The organism is Salinibacterium sp. ZJ450 (assembly GCF_011751885.2).
Classification (GTDB): Bacteria; Actinomycetota; Actinomycetes; order Actinomycetales; family Microbacteriaceae; genus Ruicaihuangia.
This window is the reverse complement of sequence record NZ_CP061771.1, coordinates 2,047,217-2,066,445: the sequence shown is the minus strand read 5'-3', so window position 1 is coordinate 2,066,445 and position 19,229 is coordinate 2,047,217. Positions and strand designations below refer to the sequence as shown.

The window sequence follows — 19,229 nt, the reverse complement described above, 5'->3', positions numbered from 1 at the left end:
CGGTATCGTGCCTAGGGTGACTGATACCGGACGGCCCGACAAACACGAACCCCGTAGCCTCAAGCCGCTCAGCCGGGCGGTGCATGCCGGCAACGCGATCGACCCGGGCACCGGTGCGCTGCGCACCCCAATTGTGATGGCCAACTCGTACGCGCTGCCCGAGGACCCGTCGTCGATCAGCTGGTCGTCATCCGAGCACACGATCTACACCCGCAACGGCGCGGTGAACCAGAAGGCGCTGCAGTCGAAGCTTGCCCTGCTGGAAGGCGGAGAGGATGCCGTCGTGCTGGCGAGCGGCGTGGCCGCCCTGCACGCGGTGTTCTTCACCCTGCTGAAGTCGGGCGATCATGTCGTGGTCGCCGACCAGACCTACGAAGCCACCTTCCGCCTGTTCACTGAGCTGCTGCCAGAGAAGTACGGCATCGAGGCGACCCTGGTCGACACCTCCGACCTCGACGCGGTTCGTGCGGCGCTCCGGCCGAACACCGCGCTGCTGCACACCGAGACCATCGCGAACCCGACAACCCGGGTCGCCGACATCCGCGCCCTCGCCGACATCGCGCACGACGCCGGAGCCGTTCTCTCGGTCGACTCCACCTTCACCCCGCCGCCGATCAGCACCCCGCTCGCGCAAGGCGCCGACCTGGTGGTGCACTCGCTGACCAAATACATCAACGGGCACGGCGACGCAATGGGCGGCGCGGTGATCGGCTCGAGCGAGCTGATCACGAGAATCAAGGCCGACGCGATGGTGGATGTCGGGGGAGTGATCAGCCCCTTCAACGCCTGGCTCATCACCCGCGGCTCGGTGACCTTGCCGCTCCGGCTGCGACAGCACGTCACCAGCGCGCAGCGCGTCGCGGAGTTCCTCGACAGCGACCCGCGGGTCGCGTTCGTGTACTACCCGGGCCTTGTGTCGCATCCGCAGCACGCCCTGGCGCAGCGGGTGCTGCCGAACGGCGCCGGCGCGGTCATGTCGTTCGCGGTGACCGGTGACTCAGACACCCAGAACCGGTTCGTCGCCGCGCTGCGCGTGATCACGTCGGCCGTGTCGCTGGGCCACGACGAGTCCCTGATCGTGCACGTCGGCACCGAGGGACCGCGGGTGGCGCACTATGCCGACGAGTTCAAGCGCTTCGGGCACCTGCGGCTCTCGATCGGCCTCGAGGACGCCGACGACCTGGTCGAGGACCTGCGCGCCGCGCTCGACGCGACCTTCCCGGCGTAACCGCGGCGTCCGGACCGGCATCCCGACCGGAAGGTCGCCCGCTCGGACGGAGATAGTCGGCTCGGGAGGACGAAATCCGCCGAAAGTGGCCTTCCGAGCGCGCGATTACCTTCCATCGAGCTCCCACAAGACGAGCACGACGTTGTAGCCGGCGCCGAGTTCGAGGGCAACGGCCTCGCGCAGGGCATGCCCCTGACTTCGGTGGATGTCCACGAGTGTTGGTTCCGTCCAACCCCTCTCAGGGTCCATGTTCTGCTCGAACTGGGCAGCCCAAGCGCGCAACCGCTCGATGAGCTCGGCACCGACTGGGAGCGACGTCGGGTTTGCAAGGCCGTCGTCGCCCCAGAGCGGCACCTCTGCCCCATAGTCGTTCATCAGACGAGTCTGCCGTTTGGGTTGCTCTGCCGCCGCAAGCTCGGCGGCGTAGGCGCGCACCGAGCGCTGGTATTGCGGCAGGTGATCGGCCAGCGCGTCGAGCGCGATCGCGGCGGCTGTCGCGGTCTCACCGCGACTGGCATAACAGAGCGCGAGGAACGCCCGGGCGGCGTCGGCGAGCGGATGCTGCGGCTCCGCGCCGAACGCCTGCTGCAGCATCGCGATGGCTTCGACGACGCGGCCGAGGTTTCGCAGCGTGCTCGCCAGCTGGATCACCGCCTGGCCGCGCAACGGCTCGGCGAGGTCGCCGTCGAGCGCCGCCTGGTAGAGCGGGGCGGCGTCTGCCTCACGACCGGCGTAGTCCCGGGCGCTCGCCAGCTCGAACAGGGCGACGGGATCGGTCGCGAGTGATTCCGGTGCGCCCGCGGTGCGCTCAGCGACGAGCGCCTCGATCCTTCGTAACACCTCCGCCGCGGTGAGCTCGTCGGCCGCATCCCATACCGCAGCGACACGTTCTGTCCAGTTATCCGTCACCCGCCCAGCCTAGAAGGGCCCCGGCCACCCGCCCGCCGGACGCGGCGCTCTGCCGAGGGCGAACACGGCAGTTCCCGCGTGTTAGCTCCAGTAGATTCGTAGCAAGCGACAACTGAATGGGAGCTCGTACCATGGCCGAACCGGCAATGCCGAACAGTGTTTTTGACCGACTGCTGAAGGACCGCATCATTTGGCTCGGCTCCGAGGTGCGCGACGACAACGCCAACGAGATTGCGGCAAAGCTGCTGCTGCTCGCGGCCGAGGACGCCAAGAAAGACATCTACCTGTACATCAACTCGCCCGGTGGCTCGATCACCGCTGGCATGGCGATCTACGACACGATGCAGTTCGTCCCGAACGACATCGTCACCGTCGGCATCGGCATGGCCGCGTCGATGGGCCAGCTGCTGCTCACCGCCGGCACCAAGGGCAAGCGCTACATCACCCCGAACGCCCGGGTGCTGCTGCACCAGCCGCACGGCGGATTCGGCGGAACCTCGTCTGACATCCAGACCCAGGCCGCCCTCATCCTGGACATGAAGAAGCGCCTGGCCGAGATCACGGCGAACCAGACCGGCAAGACCGTCGAGCAGATCAACCTCGACGGTGACCGCGACCGCTGGTTCAACGCCAAGCAGGCCCTCGAGTACGGCTTCGTCGACCACATCCGCGAGTCCGCATCCGACGTCATCGGCGGCGGCGGAACCGAATCCTAAGCGCTGAGAGAGATAAGAGAAACGATATGGAAACCCCCAACTTCACCGCTCTCGGTTCAGTGAACGGCGTCGCGATGCCCAGCTCCCGCTACATCCTGCCGAGCTTCGAAGAGCGCACCGCTTACGGCTACAAGCGCCAGGACCCGTACGCCAAGCTGTTCGAAGACCGCATCGTCTTCCTCGGCGTACAGGTCGACGACGCATCCGCGGATGACGTGATGGCCCAGCTGCTCGTGCTGGAAAGCCAGGACCCCGACCGCGACATCGTGATGTACATCAACTCACCCGGTGGCTCGTTCACCGCGATGACGGCGATCTACGACACCATGCAGTACATCCGTCCGGAGATCCAGACGGTGGTGCTCGGCCAGGCCGCCTCGGCGGCAGCCGTGCTGCTGGCCGCGGGTACCCCCGGCAAGCGTCTGGCCCTGCCGAACGCGCGCATTCTGATCCACCAGCCCGCGATCGGTGAAGCAGGCCAGGGCCAGGCCTCGGATATCGAGATCCAGGCTCGCGAGATTCAGCGCCTCCGCGAGTGGCTCGAGGAGACGCTGTCCAAGCACTCCAACCAGACCGTCGAGGCCGTGTCGCGAGACATCGACCGTGACAAGATCCTGATCGCCGCCGAGGCGCAGGAGTACGGGCTGATCGACCAGGTGCTGACCAGCCGCAAGGGCGTTCCGACGCTCGTCAAGAAGTAACCCACCCACAGGGGTGCGAAGGCCCGCCGACAGTGTCGGCGGGCCTTTGTCGTGCCAGCAGCTGGTGAGCGATCAGTAGCTGGTCAGCGATCAGTAGCTGGTGAGCCGCTCAATCAGGCGCGGCACCACGCGTTCGTCCGTCTCGAGCACCACCCGGGTACCGCCCTCGCGCTCGGGCTGGAACCCACGGAACCGGCCGCGCAGGTCGCAGATGGTTTGCCCCATCCCCGGTCCTTCAGTGGTGTCGATCACGACGTCCACCACGGGCGCGAGCGTCGCTTGGATGTCGCCGACCGCGATCGCTGCGGCCAGCACGTCGTGGCAGGCGGCGGCGCGGCGGCCGAAGACGCCCACGTAGAAGTCCATGTAGACGTCCATCATCTGCGCCGCCAGCTCGCCGACGGTTCCGGTGGCCTCGCGCAGCTGCCGCCAGTCGGCCTCCTCCACCACGTCGAGCATGGTCACATCAAGCGGCACGAGGGTCACCGGCCAGTTCGCGCGCAGCACGCGGGCGGCCGCGACCGGGTCGTGAATGATGTTCGCCTCGGCCGCGGCGGTCGCGTTGCCGGGGACCAGTGCGGCACCACCCATCATCGTGACGGATGCCACGAGCTTCGGCAGCTCCGGATCGAGCTCGAGCGCGTCGGCGAGGTTGGTGCAGACGCCGGTGGCGATGATGTGCAGCTCACCGGGGTTCTCCCGGGCGAGGCGCACGATCAGCTGCGGCGCCAGCTCGGCGACCGGGGTTACCGGGGAGGGTGGCAGCTGAACGTCGCCGATGCCGTTCGTCCCGTGAATTCGGCCCTGGCCGCGGTCGACGAGCGTGCCGCCCGACATCGACAGCTCCGACCCCACGGCCACCGGGATGTCGCTGCGGCCCACCCGGTGCAGCAGCCGAAGCGTGTTGTCGGCGGCCTGCGACGCCGTGACGTTGCCGAACGTGACCGTGATCGCGGCGAGGTCGATGGCCGGGTCGGCCAGCAGGTACAGCAGCGCGACCGCGTCGTCGATGCCGGTGTCGCAGTCGAGCAGGTACACGGCGGCCTCCGCGGGGTAGGGGTAGTCGATATGCACCCAGTATCGCGTGCCCCCGTATCCCGCCCGCACGCCAGTCGCATGCGGGCGGGACTCCGATTACTTGGTGGGTGTCGTGCTGTCGTCGTTCTGCGTGGCAGTCTCGGACTTCTCGCCGCGGCGGCGGGCCACCCCGTAGGCGATGCCGCCGACGATGAGCACAGCGGCGATGCCGATGATCCACGGTGTCGGGTTGGCGGCAGCCTCGGTCTCCGAAGTGTCCGAAGAGTTCTCCGAGGCATCGGGCGCGGTCGACGGCGCGCTGCTCGGGGCGGCGCCGGCGGTGCTGTCTTCGGTGGGTGTGGGCTCCGGCTCGCAGGTGGGGGCGGTCGCGGAACCGGTCTCGGGTTCGAAACCGGCGGGCGGCGCCCAGGTGAAGCTCGAGGAGCCCTCGGTGGGGTGGCTGTCGCCCGACACGAACTGCCAGGTCATGGTGTAACTGCCTGCCTCGCCGAGCGCGGCGGGTGTGGACAGAGTGGCGTCGGCGATCGTGAAGCAGCCGTCGCCGAAGTACTGCCCCGCGGCATTCTGCACCAGCAGGCCGAATGCGGCGTCGCCCGCTCCGGTGAAGAACGGTTCGGACGCCGTGACGGCGAACTCGGCGGGCAACTCTGAGATTGTCGCCCCGTCAGCGGGGGTCGGGGTGGCGGAGCTGTGCGCGCTGGCGGCGAGCGGTGCACCGAGGGTGAGCAGAGCGGCGGCGCCGAGCGCAGCGCACGCACGAATAACGGTCGTGGTCATGGAAACTGTCCTGAATTCTGTGAGGTGGGGAAGGTGGCTGGGGCCCAACCCGCGCACCTCGCGGTGCCGGGGTCAGGCGAACGCAGCCGCCGGGGGACCTCGGCGCCGGAATGCGGTCAACACGCGGCCGAGTGCCCGAGGCGCCCGGACGCCCGGCGCGGCCAGCCGACCGGGGCCGGCAATCGACACGGGCGCCAGCTGGGCGGCGCGCAGCAGCGGCGCGACGATCAACCCGGCGGTGACAATCAGTCCGGCGATCACGACCAGGCCGTGTCGAATCAGGGTGTAGGTGGCCAGCGCGGCGACGCCATGCAGTAGCCACATGTCGGCGTGGGCATCCGGTGCCGCCGTCGGCGCCACGATCAGCGCCGTCTGGTGGTGTGCTGCGTCTACCAGCCCAGTTCCCGTCAGCCCCGTGCCCGCCGTGTGGCTGGCGCCGCCGGGGCCGAACAGGGCGAACAGCATGTGCAGGATGCCCTGACTGGTGAGCACCATCAGGCCGAGCCGGAGGCGGGTGATGCGGCGCCCGGCGAACAGCATGCAGACGAGACCGCCGAACACCACGGCGAACACCATCGCGATCAGCTGCGGAAAAGCGCCGTCGACCAGGCCGTGCGCCACCGCGGCGATCAGGGTTGCCGCGGCGGCGGTGCTCCAGCCGCGGACGACCCGAGCCCACCGCGTCGGCGCTGGACGACTCCGGGGCATGCCACCACGATAACCCCGCGGCTCACACGGACATGCCGCCGCGCGACATGTGCGCGCGACTGTCACTGGATCGGGTTAGGCTCGGTACACGAGCACGGTTGATAGAGGGAGGCCGCGCAATGGCACGAATCGGTGAGAGCGCCGACTTGCTGAAGTGTTCTTTCTGCGGAAAGAGCCAGAAGCAGGTTCAGCAACTCATTGCTGGCCCCGGCGTATACATCTGCGACGAGTGCGTCGAGTTGTGCAACGAGATCATCGAGGAGCGTCTGGCCGAAGCCGGCGAAGAGACCTCGAGCGAGTTCGAGCTGCCCAAGCCGAAAGAGATCTACTCCTTCCTCGAGGAATACGTCATCGGGCAGGAAGCCGCCAAGAAGGCGCTCTCGGTCGCGGTGTACAACCACTACAAGCGCATCAGGGCCGGCAGTGCCATCCACCCCGCCGACGTGCACGCCGACGACGTCGAGATCGCGAAGAGCAACATCCTGCTGATCGGACCGACCGGCTGCGGCAAGACCTACCTCGCGCAAACCCTCGCCAAGCGCCTGAACGTGCCGTTCGCAGTTGCGGATGCCACTGCCCTCACCGAGGCGGGCTACGTGGGCGAAGACGTGGAGAACATCCTGCTGAAGCTCATCCAGGCCGCTGATTATGACGTCAAGCGGGCGGAGACGGGCATCATCTACATCGACGAGGTCGACAAGATCGCCCGCAAGGCCGAGAACCCGTCGATCACCCGCGACGTGTCCGGCGAGGGCGTGCAACAGGCGCTGCTGAAGATCCTGGAGGGCACGGTCGCCTCGGTTCCGCCGCAGGGCGGGCGCAAGCATCCGCACCAGGAGTTCATTCAGATCGACACCACCAACGTGCTGTTCATCGTGGCGGGGGCGTTCTCCGGTCTGGAAGACATCATCTCGTCACGGGCGGGCAAAAAGGGCATCGGCTTCGGCGCCCCGCTGCACTCCAAGGGTGACAACGTGAACTACTTCACCGAGGTTCTGCCGGAAGACCTGCACAAGTTCGGGCTGATTCCCGAATTCATCGGCCGCCTGCCCGTGGTCACCACGGTCACGCCGCTCGACCAGCACGCGCTGATGCAGATCCTTACCGAGCCGAAGAACGCACTCGTGCGCCAGTACCAGCGCATGTTCGAGCTCGACGGTGTCGAGCTGGAGTTCGAGACCGACGCCCTCGAGGCGATCGCCGATCTGGCGGTGCTCCGGCAGACCGGTGCCCGCGGACTGCGCGCGATCCTCGAAGAGGTTCTCGGACCGATCATGTTCGAGGTGCCGTCCTCCAGCGAGGTGGCCAGGGTCGTCGTCACCCGTGACGCCGTACAGAACAACGCGGCGCCCACGATTGTGCCTCACAAGCCGCGCCGTCAGGAGAAGTCGGCCTAAGCCCCGGCTGGAAGCCCGCGGGGGAGAGGCGTCCATTGCTGCAGCCGATCGTCGCAGGAGTCATCGGCGCGCTCACCGGATTCGCGAGCTCATTTGCGATCGTGATCGCCGGGCTGCGGGCGAGCGGTGCCAGCGAGCAGCAAGCGGCGAGCGGGCTCCTCATCCTCTGTCTCGCCCAGGCGATTCTTGCCATGGTGTTCTCTTGGCGTTACCGGATGCCGCTGTCGTTCTCCTGGTCGACGCCGGGTGCGGCCATGCTGATCGCGTCGGAGGGGGTTACCGGGGAGTTCTCCGCGGCGGTGGGTGCGTTCATCGTCTGCGGCGTCCTGCTGGCGTTGACCGGGCTCTGGCCGGCGCTTGGACGGGCAATGACCGCGATCCCGACTCCGCTTGCCAGCGCGATGCTTGCCGGCATCCTGTTTCCGATGTGTCTGGCTCCGATCACCGCGGCAGTCGACCTGCCGATGTTCGCACTGCCCGTGGTTCTCGTCTGGTTGGTGCTCTATCGGCTGGCGCCGCGCTGGGCGGTGCCAGCCGCCATGGTGGTGACCGTGATTGTTGTGGGCATCGCTGCCGGGGACCAGTGGGCGGATGGGGCGTCTCTGCTGCCGCAGTTCAGCCTGGTGCCGCCGACCCTTGACCCCGCGGTGATTGTCAGCCTCGGCGTACCGCTGTACATCGTGACGATGGCGGGGCAGAACGTGCCCGGCTTCGCGGTGCTCACCACATTCGGCTACCCCGCGCCGCCGGTGGCGCCCATTCTGATCGGCAGCGGACTCATCTCGGCCGCCGGCGCGTTCGTCGGAGGCCACGTGAACAATCTGGCGGCGCTCTCGGCCGCAATCATGGCCGGGCCCGACGCGCATCCGGATCGAGACAAGCGCTGGGTGGCCACGTTCAGCGGGGGAGCGGCGTACATTCTGCTGGGCCTCGGCGCGGGGGCTGCCACGGCGGTGGTGGCCGCGGCGCCGCCGGTGCTGATCACTGCGGCGGCCGGGCTCGCCCTGTTCGGCGCGTTCATCGCCGCGCTCGTCTCTGCCTTCGGCGAGACCCAGCACCGTCTGGCGGCGGCGGTCACCTTCCTGGTCGTGGTATCCGGAGTGGTGATCGTGGGAATCGGGAGCGCCTTCTGGGGGCTGATTGCCGGCGGCGTGGCGATGGCCTGGCTGATGGGCCGCCGGCCCAGCATCGCGTGAGGACACCGGATTAGATCGAGAAGAAGTCCTCTTGCTCGGCATGCGCACGCCGCAGGTTCTCGCGCAGCAGCTCCGGCTGTTTCATCATGGCCCGATATTTCGGGGGAAGCCCGGTGACGGTGTGCTCGGCCTCGACCATCTCGTCGTACACCCGCTGACGCTCCACTGGGTCGGCGGTGTAGGACAGGTCGAGATACTCGTCGGAGTAGCGACGCAGGTTGACCACGGCGGTGCGCGCCTTGCCCTTGGGGCTCACGATCGAGCCGACCACGGTGATCACGAGGATGCCGATGATGACTGTGAGGGACAGGCCGGTTGAGATCTCGATCACCGGCACGGGCTCGCCGCCGTTGATGAACGGCAGGTTGTTCTCGTGCAGCGCGTGCAGCACGAGCTTCACGCCGATGAAGGCCAGGATCGCGGCCAGCCCGTAGGACAGGTAGATCAACCGGTCCAGCAGTCCGTCGATCAGGAAGTACAGCTGCCGCAGCCCGAGCAGTGAGAACGCGGTCGCGGTGAAGACGATGTAGACGTTCTGGGTGAGCCCGAAGATCGCCGGGATTGAGTCGAGTGCGAATAGCAGGTCGGTGCCGGCGATCGCGACCATTACCAGCAGCATCGGGGTGAGCGCCCGCTTGCCCTCGTGCATGGTGAACAACTTGTCGCCGTCGTAATAGTCGGTGGTGTGGAACACCCGCCGCACCAGGCGGATGACGAAGTTCTCACCCTCGTCGTCGTGCGAGGGTTTGAGCAGGTTGCCGGCGGTGATGAGCAGGATCAGCCCGAAGATGTAGAACACCCACGCGAACGTGTTGATCAGCGCGGCGCCGAGGAAGATGAATCCGGTGCGGGCGATCAGCGCGAAGACGATGCCGAACAGCAGCACCTTCTGCTGGTCTTCGCGCGGAACCTTGAAGCTTCCCATGATGATCAGGAACACGAACAGGTTGTCGACGGAGAGCGCCTTCTCGGTGACGTAGCCGGCAAAGTACTCAGTGCCGAGTTCGAGACCGCCGAAGACAAACATGCCAACACCGAACAACACGGCGATGCCGACGTAGATCGACGACCAGATCGCTGATTCGCGCAGGGTCGGCGCGTGCGCCGTGCGCACGTGGAAGACGAAGTCGAACACCAGCAGGCCGATGATGAAGATTATCGTCAGCACCCAGATCCAGGTGGGGATCATCAGTTCAGCCCTCTCCGCTCCAGCAACGGGGTGATGTCGGCGGCTCGTCCTCGAAAGTGCAGGTACGCCTCGTGCGGATCGACGGATCCGCCGACGCCGAGCACCAGCGCCCGGAACCGGTCTCCGTTCCCCCGGGTGAGGCCGCCGTTCGCCCGGAACCACTCCACGGTATCCGCATCCAGAACCTCGCTCCAGATGTACGAGTAGTAACCGGCGTCATACCCTCCGGAGAAGGCGTGCGCGAAGGAGGTGCTGGAGTAGCGTGGCGGCACGGCGGGGTTATCGAGTCCGACCGACGCCAGCGCGCCGGCCTCGAATTGGGCGACATCCGAAATATTGGCATGGGCCTCGATCAGGTGCCAGGCCTGATCGAGCAACGCCGCGGCCAGGTATTCACTGGTGGCGAATCCCTCGTTGAATTTCTGCGACGCCTGAATCCGGTCGACCAGGTGCTGCGGCATCCGGTCGCCGCTCTCGTGATGCACCGCGTAGTTCTGGAGTACCTCCGGCCAGAGCATCCACATCTCGTTGACCTGGCTCGGAAACTCCACGAAGTCACGGAAGACATTGGTGCCGGCGAACTTCGGGTACGTCACCTCGGCGAACAACCCGTGCAGCGCGTGCCCGAACTCGTGGAACAGCGTGGTCACCTCGTCGAAGGTGAGCAGGGTGGCCTCGCCCGGGGACGGCTTCGCCACGTTGAGATTGTTGACGACGATGCTCGGATGCTGCAACAGGCTGTTCTGCGAGATGAGCGAGTTCATCCACGCTCCGCCGCGCTTGGAGTCGCGGGTGTACAGGTCGAGGATGTACAGGCCGAGCGCGGAGCCGTCTTCGTTGTGCACCTCGAACACGCGGGCGTCCGGGTGGTAGGCGGACAGGTCGTCGCGCTCGGTGAACGTCACGCCGTACAGCCGGGTGGCGGCGAAGAAGACACCGTCACGCAGCACCCGCTCCGCCTCGAAGTACGGGCGCATCGCCGCGAGGTCGACGTCGAATTCGGCGCGGCGCACTTGTTCGCTGTAGAACGCCCAGTCCCACGCCTCGACCGTGATCTCGGCGCCGGCGATGGCCTGCAGCTTCTGCTGCTCCGCCTCCGCGTTGCGGGCGGCCGGGGGCGCCAGCTTGCCGAGCAGGTCGGTCACCGCCTCGGGTGATCCGGCGGTCTCGTCGGCGGTGACGTATGCGGCGTGTGTGGGGAAGCCGAGCAGGTTGGCCCGCTCGGCGCGCAGGCGCGCGATCTCGAGCACCAGGGCACTGTTGTCGTGCTCGCCGCCGCGGCTGCCTCGCGAGCGCGACGCCGTCATGATGCGCCGGCGCAGTTCGCGATCGGTCAGCGACGACAGCAGCGGGTGGCCGGTCGACAGCACGAGCGTGATCAGGTACTTGCCGTCCAGCCCGCGTTCCCTGGCAGCTTCGCCAGCGGCCGAGATCTGTTCGGGCGCGAGCCCGTCGAGCTGCCGCACATCATCGATGACAACGGCCAGGTCGTTGGTGTCGGCCAGCAGATTCTTCTCGAACCGGGTGGTTAGCGTTGACAGTCGCTGGTTGAAATCGCGGAGCTTGGCCTTCTGCGCCTCGGCCAGCGCGGCGCCGGCGAGGCTGTACTCGGTGTAGTAGCGCTCGATCAGGTACTGCGACTCCGCGTCCAGCCCGAGCCGGCCGCGGCGGCCGTGCAGGGTCTCGATGCGTTCCCAGAGCGCGGGGTTCAGTCGGATGGCGTCGGTGTGCGCGGCAATCCTCGGCGCGTACTGCTCTTCGAGCGCGTTCGTGAAGTCGCTGGAATCCGCCGAGCTGCGGGTGAAGAACACGTGCGAGACCCGGCTCAGGGTCTGCCCGCTGCGCTCCAGCGGCAGCATGGTGTTCTCGAATGTGGGTTCTTCCGGGTTCGCGACGATCGCGGCCACCTCGGCGAGCTGTTCCTCGAATCCGCGGTCAAACGCCTCCGTGTAGTGCTCGTCCGCGATGTCGGCGAACGGCGGCAGCCCATACGGCAACACCGAGGGGGAGAAGAACGGATTCGTCATGGAGCCACCCTATTCTCGAAGCATGACGCCAGCGCGGGAACGATACACACACGGCCACCACGACAGCGTGCTTCGAACGCACGCGTGGCGGACGGTGGAGAACTCCGCCGCATACCTGGTGCCGGAGCTGACGCCCGGGCTGACCGTGCTCGACGTCGGCAGCGGACCCGGCACCATCACCATCGACCTGGCCGAGCGGGTGGCACCGGGCCGCGTGGTCGGTGTGGACACGTCGGCCGACGTGACCAGAAAGGCCGCCGACCTCGCCGCGGAGCGGTCGGTCAGCAACGCCAACTTCGTTGTGGGAGACGCCTACGCCCTCGACTTCGAGGACGCCAGCTTCGATATCGTGCATGTTCACCAGGTGCTGCACCACCTGGCCGATCCGGTGGCGGCGCTCACCGAATTCCGCCGGGTGTGCAAACCGGGCGGCGTGGTCGCCGTGCGGGAGGTCGACTACGCGGGCACCATCTGGTACCCGGAACTCCCCGGCCTCGCCGAGTGGATGGCGCTGTACCAGCGAGTGCACCGGTCGAACGGCGGCGAACCGGATGCCGGCAGGCGGCTGAAGGCCTGGGCGCAGGCGGCGGGGTTCACCGAGGTCGAGTCCTCGGCATCCATATGGTGCTTCTCCACAGAGGACGAGCGGCGATGGTGGGGCGAAGCCTGGGCCGAGCGAGCGGTCGCGTCGGGGTTCGCCGACACCGCGCTCGGGTCGTCACTGGCCTCGACCAGCGACCTGGAACGGATCCGAGACGCCTGGCTGACCTGGGTGAGCTCACCCGAGGGCTGGCTGTCGATGCCTCACGGCGAGGTGCTCTGCCGTGTCTGATCGTCATCAGAGTCGGGAACGGGCACGCCTGCGCGCGTCTTGGCCAGCTGGATCTGCTCGTACACGTGCGCGCGCAGTTCGGTGAACCGGGGAGCGCTGCGCGTGCTGAGCTGGTCGCGCACGTCGGGCAGGTCGATGCGGAGGTCATCCTGAATGACCGTCGGCGAGCTGGACAGCATAATCACCCGCTGACCGAGGTACACCGACTCGTCGATGTCGTGCGTGACAAACAACACCGTGACGCCCAGCTGGTGCCAGATCGACCGGATCAGGTCTTCCAGGTCGGCGCGGGTCTGCGCATCGACCGCGGCGAACGGTTCATCCATCAGCAGCACCTGCGGCTTGTACGCAACCGCCCGGGCGATCGCCACCCGCTGCTGCATGCCGCCGGACAGCTGCCAGGGGTAGCTCCTCGGCACGTGCGCCAGCCCCACCGAGTCCAGCGCGCTCTCGACCAGGTCGTTGCGTTCGGCCTTCCCGATGCCGGCGTTCTTCAGGGGCAGTTCGACGTTGCCGCGCACGGTCATCCACGGGAACAGGCTGCGCCCGTACTCCTGGAAGACCACCGCCATCCCTTTCGGCGGGCTGGTCACCTTCTTCCCGTTCAGCTCGACAGTGCCGCTGGTCGGGGCCATCAGGCCGGCGATGCACTTGAGCAGGGTGGTCTTGCCCGAACCGGACGGCCCGACCAGGCAGGCGAGCTCGCCGGGCGCCAGGTCGAAGGTGAGGTTGTGCACGGCCTCGAAGGATCCGGCATCCGTCTGATAGATCTTCTGCACGCCCCGCACCGACAGGGCGGGGGTCACTGCGGCGGTCTGACTGGAATCGCTGAGAGTCATGTGGTGTGCAGCTCCTTGAGGCCGTAGTACCAGTGCAGGATGCGCCGTTCGACGAACTGGAAGATCAACGACAGCGCAATGCCGATCAGCCCGAGCAGCACGATGCCGCTCCACATCTCGGGGATGGCGAACGACCGCTGGAACTGGATGATGGTGAAGCCGAGGCCGGAGGACGACGCGAACATCTCGGAGATGACCATCAGGATGAGGGCGATCGACAGGCACTGCCGAACCCCGGCCATGATCTGCGGGCTCGCCGACGGCAGCACGAGATACCGGATGCGGGCGAAGCCGTGGATGCCGTACACCCGAGTCGCATCGCCGAGCACGTCGTCGACGGCTCGCACACCCTCGACCGTGTTCAGCAGCACCGGCCAGAGCGCCCCGGAGATGATCACGAGGATCTTCATCTGGTCGTTGACGCCGACCAGCAGCAGCAACAGCGGCACCAGCACCGGTGGCGGGATGGCGCGGAAGAACTCCAGCAGAGGCTCGAACAGCTGACGCAACCAGCGCACCGAGCCGATCAGCGTGCCGAGGGCGATTCCGAGCAGGATGGCGACGACCACGCCGATCGCGAGCCGGGTGAGACTCGGCAGCACGTCGTCGAAGAACCGTTCGCTGAACCAGACGTCGACGAAGGTCTGCACCAGTTGGCCGGGCTTGGGGGTGTAGAAGTTGACCTCGCCGAGCGTGAGCACCCACCAGAGCAGAATGAGCACGATGGGTAACCCGACGAAGTACAGGGTGCGTTTCAGTAGTTTCATACGACGACCTCTCCGCGCACCGAGGTGTGCCAGGCGAGCGTCCGTCGCTCCACGACCCGGGCCACCACATTGATCAGGATGCCGATCAGGCCGGTGGCGAGCACCAGCGCGTACATCGACGTGGTCGCGCCGCCGGCCTGGGTCAGTGCAATCTGCTTGCCGAGGCCGGGGCTGCCGATCAGCAGCTCGCCGGTGATGGCGAGGATCAGCGCGACCGCGGCGCCGAGCCGCAGCCCCGTCATCAGGTACGGGAGGGTGGTCGGCCAGACCACGTGGCGCATCCGGGCGAACCAGCCGAGGCCGTAACTCTTGGCGGTGTCGTTCGCCACCGAGTCGATGTCGGCCACGCCGTACAGCACCTGCAGCAGCACCTGCCAGAACGCGGCGTAGATGATCAGCATGATCGTCGATTCCATCTTGATGCCGAACAGCAGCACCGCGAGCGGGATCAGCGCCACCGACGGCACCGGCCGCAGAAACTCGATCGTCGACTGGGTGGCGCGCCGGAGGAACGTGCTCGACCCGATCACGAGGCCCAGCACGATCGCGGCGACAGCCGCGATGCCGAGCCCGATCGCCCAGGTGATCATGGTCTCGGCGACATCGTTCCAGAACTCCGGATCACCCAGGTACTCCACCAGGCGCACGACGACGTCGCTGGCCGGCGGCAGGTAGCTCGGGTTGACCAGGCCAGATCGCGGCACCAGCTCCCACAGCAGCAGGAACAGTAAGATGCCGATCACGCCGAGCATCGGTCCGGACAGGGCCGCTCTGCGCTTTCCGCTGCTCGGTTTTTCGGTGCCCGGTTCTCTGGTGTCCGGCATCCTGCTTGTCCGTGTCTCGTCGGTGAGGGTCGGCGGTTAGGGCTGCAGCAGCTCGTCCAGGTTCGGCTCCTCGCTCAGAGTGCCGTACTTGGTCGCGGCGGCGCCGAGCTTCGCGATTGCCTCACGGTTGAACTCGGGGTTGAACCGCGGCAACGCGATTCGCTCCAGCACGTCGGCGGGGATCTCGGTGTAGGTGGTGACGATGCGCCGCACCTCGTCCGGGTTCTCCTGGGCGAACTCCAGTGACCGGTTCATCGCGGTCTTGAACGCCTCCACCGTGTCGGCCTCCGCCTCCAGCTGGTCACCGGAGGTGAAATAGCCGGAGACGTCGAGGTTCTCATCGAAGTCGGCGAAGTTGTAGGTGACCACCCGGGCTCCGGCGTCGATCGCTGAGGTCATGAACGGGTCGAGGATCCAGGCGGCGTCCACCTGCCCGTTGGCGAGCGCGGCCGGTGCGTCGGGGAACGGGATCTCGACGAACTCGATGCTCTCCGGGTCGCCCCCGTCGTCCTCGACGACCTGACGGATGGTGGTATCGCCGATGTTGGCGAGGGTGTTCACCGACACCCGTTTGCCCGCAAGGTCGGCAGGGGACTGGATGTCGGAGTCGGCGTTCACTAACACGCCGCTGAAGTCGAAGGTGGGGTCACCCGTGGTGGAGTTGCCGTTCGCCACGTACACGATGTCGAGACCCTTGTCGCGGGCGACCATGCTCGACACATAGTTGCCGAAGGCGAAATCGAAGTCGCCGCTGATCACGCCGGGGATCAGCGCGGCGCCGCCGGCGCCGGACTCGATCGTGACGTCGAGGCCCTCCTCCTCGAAGAAGCCCTGCTCGACCCCGAGATGCAGCGGCGCGGTGTCGACGATCGGGATGATGCCGACCGTGATCGCAGTGAGCTCGCCGTCCGCGGCGGTTTCATCGCCGCTCGGCTCTGTGGTGTTGCTGCACGCGGCCAGCGCGAACACGGACACTGCCGCGATGCCGACCAACAGGGAACGCTTCATGGGTCACTCCTTTGTGAGATGAATCAGCTGCGGCGCGGGTTGACGTCAGCACCATTCTGCCCATGACAATGCCCCGGTGCCTAAGAACCGGGGCATTGTCATCGCATGGTTACTCGGCGGCGTGTACCGTCACCGTGCCGTCCGCGCGTTCGCGGATGGTGGTGCCGTCGTCCAACTCGACGACGGCGCGGCCCTCGAGCCAGGTCAGCGTCCAGCGCCAGCCAGCGGTGTCGAACGTCGCGACATCCGCTTCCACCTGGCGCACCGCGGTCAGCACGTTCTCGGAGAGCCGGGCCGGCGCCTCGGCGCCGACCGCCCAGCGGGTACCGAGCTGCATCAGGCGGCCGGCTGGTCGGTGAGCACGATGTCCCGCACGGCGACCTCGGTGCCGACGACGAACGACAGTTCGGCGATGCGGCCGACGGCCTTCAAGTCGGCCTCGGCCTCAGCCAGCAGCGCCGGGCCTTCAATCACGGCCGATGACACCTCGGTCTTCTGCGAGGCCTTGGCGTCGGTCTTGGCGCGGCGGATGCCGATCAGGGCGGCGCTGACCAGCGGCAGCAGTCCGGTGGTGGGCTCCTCGTTCGCCTCGGCCGCGCTGGGCCAGGCGGCGCCGTGCACCGAACCCTCGTGGGTCCAGCTCCACACCTCTTCGGTGGCGAACGGGATGAACGGCGCGAACAGGCGCAGCAGGATGTCGATGGCGGTGCGCAGGGTGTACACGGCGCTGGCCTGACCCTCCGGGGTGGTGGCGCCGTATGCGCGTTCCTTCACCAGTTCCAGGTAGTCGTCGCAGAAGGTCCAGAAGAACTGCTCGGCGGTTTCCAGCGCACGGGCGTGGTCGAAGTCGTTGAACGCCTTGGTGGCGGTCCTCACCACCTCGGCGAGGGTGGCGAGCAGGTCTAGGTCGAGCGGCTCAGTCGCGCCGGTTCCGGCGGTCGCGTGGGCCGAAACCTCGGCATCCGTGAACGAGTACACGAACTTCGACGCGTTCAGCACCTTGATCGCCAGGCGGCGGCCGATCTTGATCTGCTTGGGGTTCTGCGGGTCGAACGCCGCGTCGGTGCCGAGTCGGCTGGATGCCGCCCAGTAGCGCACCGCGTCGGAGCCGTGTTCGTCGAGCATGCCGGCCGGGGTGACCACGTTGCCCTTCGACTTCGACATCTTCTTGCGGTCGGGGTCGACGATGAATCCGGAGATCGCGGTGTGCTTCCACGGCGCCTGCCCGTCGAACTCCAGCAGCGAGCGCAGCGCGGTGGAGAACAGCCAGGTGCGGATGATGTCCTGCCCCTGCGGGCGCAGGTCATACGGGAAGACCGCGGTGAACAGCTTCTGGTCGCTCTCCCATTTGCCGGCCAGCTGTGGGGTGAGCGAGGAGGTGGCCCAGGTGTCCATCACGTCGAGCTCGCCGACGAAGCCGCCCGGTTGGTTGCGCCGGCTCTCGTCGAAGCCGGGTGCGGCATCCGATGACGGGTCAACCGGAAGGCTCGCCTCATCCGGGGTGATGGGGGAGTCGAAGACCGGGTTACCGTCGGCGTCGAGCGGGTACCAGACCGGGATCGGCACGCCGAAGAACCGCTGCCGGCTGATCAGCCAGTCGCCGTTCAGGCCGTTCACCCAGTTCTCGTAGCGCACCTTCATGAACTCGGGGTGCCAGTCGATGCGGTGGCCGAGGTCAACCATGCGGGCGCGCAGGTCGTCGGACCTGCCGCCGTTCATGATGTACCACTGGCGGGTGGAGACGATCTCGAGCGGCTTGTCGCCCTTCTCGTAGAACTTGACGGGGTGGGTGATCGACTTGGGGTCGCCGATCATCTCGCCGCTGGCCTTCAGCAGGTCCACGACGGCCTGCTTGGCGCTGAACACGGTCTTGCCGGCCAGCTGACCGTAGGCGGCCTTCGCGGCGGCCGAGGTGATCGCGGCGGGCGGGTCGCTGATGATGCGCCCGTCGAAACCGATGATGGCGCGGTTCGGCAGGTCGAGTTCCCGCCACCAGATCACGTCGGTCAGGTCACCGAAGGTGCAGATCATGGCGATGCCTGATCCCTTGTCCTTCTGCGCCAGGTGGTGGGCGACGATCGGAACCTGCACGTCGAACACCGGGGTGGTCGCCGTCGTGCCGAACAGGTGCTGGTACCGCTCGTCATCCGGGTGTGCGACCAGCGCCACACAGGCCGGCAGCAGTTCCGGGCGGGTGGTCTCGATGTGGATGTCGCCATCCGGGTGGTGGAAGGCGAGGCGGTGGTACGCGCCGGGCTGGTCCTTGTCCTCAAGCTCCGCCTGGGCCACGGCAGTGCGGAAGGTGACATCCCACAGGGTGGGAGCATCGGCCTGGTATGCCTCGCCGCGGGCGAGGTTGCGGAGGAACGCCTTCTGCGCCATCGCCTGCGACTCGTGCGAGATCGTGCGGTACGACTGGGTCCAGTCCACCGAGAGCCCGAGCTTGCGCCACAGGTCTTCGAACTGCTTCTCGTCTTCGACGGTGAGACGTTCGCAGAGTTCGATGAAGTTGCGGCGGCTGATCGGCTTCTGGTCGGCGGCCTTGCTGCTCTTGTTGTCTCCACCCTCGAACGGCGGCGTGAAGTCAGGCTCGTACGGCAGCGACGGGTCGCAGCGCACGCCGTAGTAGTTCTGCACCCGACGTTCGGTGGGCAGGCCGTTGTCGTCCCAGCCCATCGGGTAGAAGACGTTCTTGCCGAGCATGCGCTGCTGGCGGGCGATGATGTCGGTGTGCGTGTAGCTGAACACGTGGCCGATGTGCAGCGAACCGGATGCGGTCGGTGGGGGAGTGTCGATCGAGAACACCGGGTGTTCCTCGGTCGAGCGTGTTCCGGCGGTCGAGCTTGTCGAGACCGCCGCGTCACGATCGAACCGGTAGGTGCCCTGCGTTTCCCAGCTGGCTCCCCACTTGGATTCGAGGCCTTCGAGGGCGGGCTTGTCAGGGATCTGCGACGACATGGATACTCCGGTTCGATATGTGCGGCACCGAGTCTGAGGGGAGGTGCCTGAGTGTGAAGACTGCCCCCATGGTATCGAACCGCGAACGGACCGCCGTCCGAGTCGCGGGTCGCGG

The 19,229-nt window shown here is 67.1% G+C and carries 18 protein-coding genes; 6 read left to right on the top strand and 12 right to left on the bottom strand.

The window, feature by feature from the left end:
* Positions 1-16: 16 nt before the first annotated feature.
* Positions 17-1,228 (top strand): trans-sulfuration enzyme family protein, encoded by a 1,212-nt coding sequence (locus HCT51_RS09850; RefSeq protein WP_166873364.1) that lies wholly within the window; start codon positions 17-19, stop codon positions 1,226-1,228.
* 105 nt (positions 1,229-1,333) lie between these two features.
* Here HCT51_RS09850 and HCT51_RS18990 read toward each other — a convergent pair whose 3' ends face one another.
* Complete coding sequence (locus tag HCT51_RS18990) at positions 1,334-2,137, bottom strand: tetratricopeptide repeat protein (protein WP_166873361.1); 804 nt, start codon at positions 2,135-2,137, stop codon at positions 1,334-1,336.
* Positions 2,138-2,268: 131 nt separating this feature from the next.
* On the opposite strand from HCT51_RS18990, the gene HCT51_RS09840 reads away from it, so the two are divergent.
* Both HCT51_RS09840 and HCT51_RS09835 read left to right on the top strand, forming a co-directional pair.
* Complete coding sequence (locus HCT51_RS09840; RefSeq protein WP_166873358.1) at positions 2,269-2,853, top strand: ATP-dependent Clp protease proteolytic subunit; 585 nt, start codon at positions 2,269-2,271, stop codon at positions 2,851-2,853.
* Between the two features lie 26 nt (positions 2,854-2,879).
* Positions 2,880-3,554 (top strand): ATP-dependent Clp protease proteolytic subunit, encoded by a 675-nt coding sequence (locus HCT51_RS09835; protein ID WP_224760430.1) that lies wholly within the window; start codon positions 2,880-2,882, stop codon positions 3,552-3,554.
* A gap of 90 nt (positions 3,555-3,644) precedes the next feature.
* Here HCT51_RS09835 and HCT51_RS09830 read toward each other — a convergent pair whose 3' ends face one another.
* The 3 genes from HCT51_RS09830 to HCT51_RS09820 all read right to left on the bottom strand — a co-directional run bounded on the left by HCT51_RS09830 (position 3,645) and on the right by HCT51_RS09820 (position 6,077).
* Complete coding sequence (locus tag HCT51_RS09830) at positions 3,645-4,628, bottom strand: nucleoside hydrolase (RefSeq protein WP_224760429.1); 984 nt, start codon at positions 4,626-4,628, stop codon at positions 3,645-3,647.
* A 60-nt stretch (positions 4,629-4,688) separates the two neighbouring features.
* Positions 4,689-5,369: a copper resistance CopC family protein gene (locus HCT51_RS09825; protein WP_166873355.1), complete on the bottom strand. Its 681-nt coding sequence runs from the start codon at positions 5,367-5,369 to the stop codon at positions 4,689-4,691.
* 72 nt (positions 5,370-5,441) lie between these two features.
* Positions 5,442-6,077 carry a hypothetical protein gene (locus tag HCT51_RS09820; RefSeq protein WP_166873352.1) on the bottom strand — a complete coding sequence of 212 codons (636 nt, stop codon included), beginning with the start codon at positions 6,075-6,077 and terminating at the stop codon, positions 5,442-5,444.
* A gap of 119 nt (positions 6,078-6,196) precedes the next feature.
* Here HCT51_RS09820 and clpX point away from each other — a divergent pair, with 119 nt between their 5' ends.
* The gene (gene clpX / locus HCT51_RS09815) at positions 6,197-7,474 is read left to right on the top strand and encodes an ATP-dependent Clp protease ATP-binding subunit ClpX (RefSeq protein ID WP_166873349.1); all 1,278 of its coding nucleotides are present in this window, start codon (positions 6,197-6,199) and stop codon (positions 7,472-7,474) included.
* 35 nt (positions 7,475-7,509) lie between these two features.
* Positions 7,510-8,670, top strand: coding sequence for a benzoate/H(+) symporter BenE family transporter (locus tag HCT51_RS09810; RefSeq protein WP_166873346.1), 1,161 nt, complete (start codon positions 7,510-7,512; stop codon positions 8,668-8,670).
* A gap of 10 nt (positions 8,671-8,680) precedes the next feature.
* Here HCT51_RS09810 and HCT51_RS09805 read toward each other — a convergent pair whose 3' ends face one another.
* On the bottom strand, positions 8,681-9,859 hold the full coding sequence (locus HCT51_RS09805) for a TerC family protein (RefSeq protein ID WP_166873343.1): 1,179 nt from the start codon (positions 9,857-9,859) through the stop codon (positions 8,681-8,683).
* On the bottom strand, positions 9,859-11,886 hold the full coding sequence (locus tag HCT51_RS09800) for a M3 family metallopeptidase (protein ID WP_166873340.1): 2,028 nt from the start codon (positions 11,884-11,886) through the stop codon (positions 9,859-9,861). Before HCT51_RS09800 ends, HCT51_RS09805 begins: the two co-directional genes overlap by 1 nt.
* A 22-nt stretch (positions 11,887-11,908) precedes the next feature.
* Between HCT51_RS09800 and HCT51_RS09795 the strand changes: the two genes are divergently transcribed.
* The gene (locus HCT51_RS09795) at positions 11,909-12,718 is read left to right on the top strand and encodes a class I SAM-dependent methyltransferase (RefSeq protein ID WP_166873337.1); all 810 of its coding nucleotides are present in this window, start codon (positions 11,909-11,911) and stop codon (positions 12,716-12,718) included.
* On the opposite strand, the gene HCT51_RS09790 is transcribed toward HCT51_RS09795, so the two are convergent.
* From HCT51_RS09790 to valS, 6 genes are all read right to left on the bottom strand, one after another.
* Positions 12,691-13,557 (bottom strand): ABC transporter ATP-binding protein, encoded by an 867-nt coding sequence (locus HCT51_RS09790; RefSeq protein WP_166873334.1) that lies wholly within the window; start codon positions 13,555-13,557, stop codon positions 12,691-12,693. The two genes, HCT51_RS09795 and HCT51_RS09790, sit on opposite strands and share 28 nt — an antisense overlap.
* A complete protein-coding gene (locus HCT51_RS09785) occupies positions 13,554-14,324 on the bottom strand; it encodes an ABC transporter permease (RefSeq protein WP_166873331.1) in 771 nt (256 codons plus the stop codon). The genes HCT51_RS09790 and HCT51_RS09785 overlap by 4 nt, the downstream gene beginning before the upstream one ends.
* Complete coding sequence (locus HCT51_RS09780) at positions 14,321-15,148, bottom strand: ABC transporter permease (protein ID WP_166873328.1); 828 nt, start codon at positions 15,146-15,148, stop codon at positions 14,321-14,323. The genes HCT51_RS09785 and HCT51_RS09780 overlap by 4 nt, the downstream gene beginning before the upstream one ends.
* 36 nt (positions 15,149-15,184) lie before the next feature.
* Entirely contained in the window at positions 15,185-16,156 is a 972-nt protein-coding gene (locus HCT51_RS09775) for an ABC transporter substrate-binding protein (protein WP_166873325.1), read from the bottom strand.
* 109 nt (positions 16,157-16,265) lie between these two features.
* Positions 16,266-16,493, bottom strand: a complete 228-nt coding sequence (locus tag HCT51_RS09770; protein ID WP_166873322.1) for a hypothetical protein — start codon at positions 16,491-16,493, stop codon at positions 16,266-16,268.
* Positions 16,493-19,114: a valine--tRNA ligase gene (gene valS, locus HCT51_RS09765; protein ID WP_166873319.1), complete on the bottom strand. Its 2,622-nt coding sequence runs from the start codon at positions 19,112-19,114 to the stop codon at positions 16,493-16,495. Before valS ends, HCT51_RS09770 begins: the two co-directional genes overlap by 1 nt.
* Positions 19,115-19,229 lie beyond the last annotated feature (115 nt).

Coding starts and splice junctions, on each gene's coding strand:
- HCT51_RS09820 (WP_166873352.1), bottom strand. CDS start 6,077: ATGCCCCGGAGTCGTCCAGCGCCGACGCGGTGGGCTCGGGTCGTCCGC.
- HCT51_RS09790 (WP_166873334.1), bottom strand. CDS start 13,557: ATGACTCTCAGCGATTCCAGTCAGACCGCCGCAGTGACCCCCGCCCTG.
- HCT51_RS09775 (WP_166873325.1), bottom strand. CDS start 16,156: ATGAAGCGTTCCCTGTTGGTCGGCATCGCGGCAGTGTCCGTGTTCGCG.
- HCT51_RS09800 (WP_166873340.1), bottom strand. CDS start 11,886: ATGACGAATCCGTTCTTCTCCCCCTCGGTGTTGCCGTATGGGCTGCCG.
- HCT51_RS09785 (WP_166873331.1), bottom strand. CDS start 14,324: ATGAAACTACTGAAACGCACCCTGTACTTCGTCGGGTTACCCATCGTG.
- HCT51_RS09795 (WP_166873337.1), top strand. CDS start 11,909: ATGACGCCAGCGCGGGAACGATACACACACGGCCACCACGACAGCGTG.
- HCT51_RS09835 (WP_224760430.1), top strand. CDS start 2,880: ATGGAAACCCCCAACTTCACCGCTCTCGGTTCAGTGAACGGCGTCGCG.
- HCT51_RS09805 (WP_166873343.1), bottom strand. CDS start 9,859: ATGATCCCCACCTGGATCTGGGTGCTGACGATAATCTTCATCATCGGC.
- HCT51_RS09770 (WP_166873322.1), bottom strand. CDS start 16,493: ATGCAGCTCGGTACCCGCTGGGCGGTCGGCGCCGAGGCGCCGGCCCGG.
- valS (WP_166873319.1), bottom strand. CDS start 19,114: ATGTCGTCGCAGATCCCTGACAAGCCCGCCCTCGAAGGCCTCGAATCC.
- HCT51_RS09840 (WP_166873358.1), top strand. CDS start 2,269: ATGGCCGAACCGGCAATGCCGAACAGTGTTTTTGACCGACTGCTGAAG.
- HCT51_RS09780 (WP_166873328.1), bottom strand. CDS start 15,148: ATGCCGGACACCAGAGAACCGGGCACCGAAAAACCGAGCAGCGGAAAG.
- HCT51_RS09825 (WP_166873355.1), bottom strand. CDS start 5,369: ATGACCACGACCGTTATTCGTGCGTGCGCTGCGCTCGGCGCCGCCGCT.
- clpX (WP_166873349.1), top strand. CDS start 6,197: ATGGCACGAATCGGTGAGAGCGCCGACTTGCTGAAGTGTTCTTTCTGC.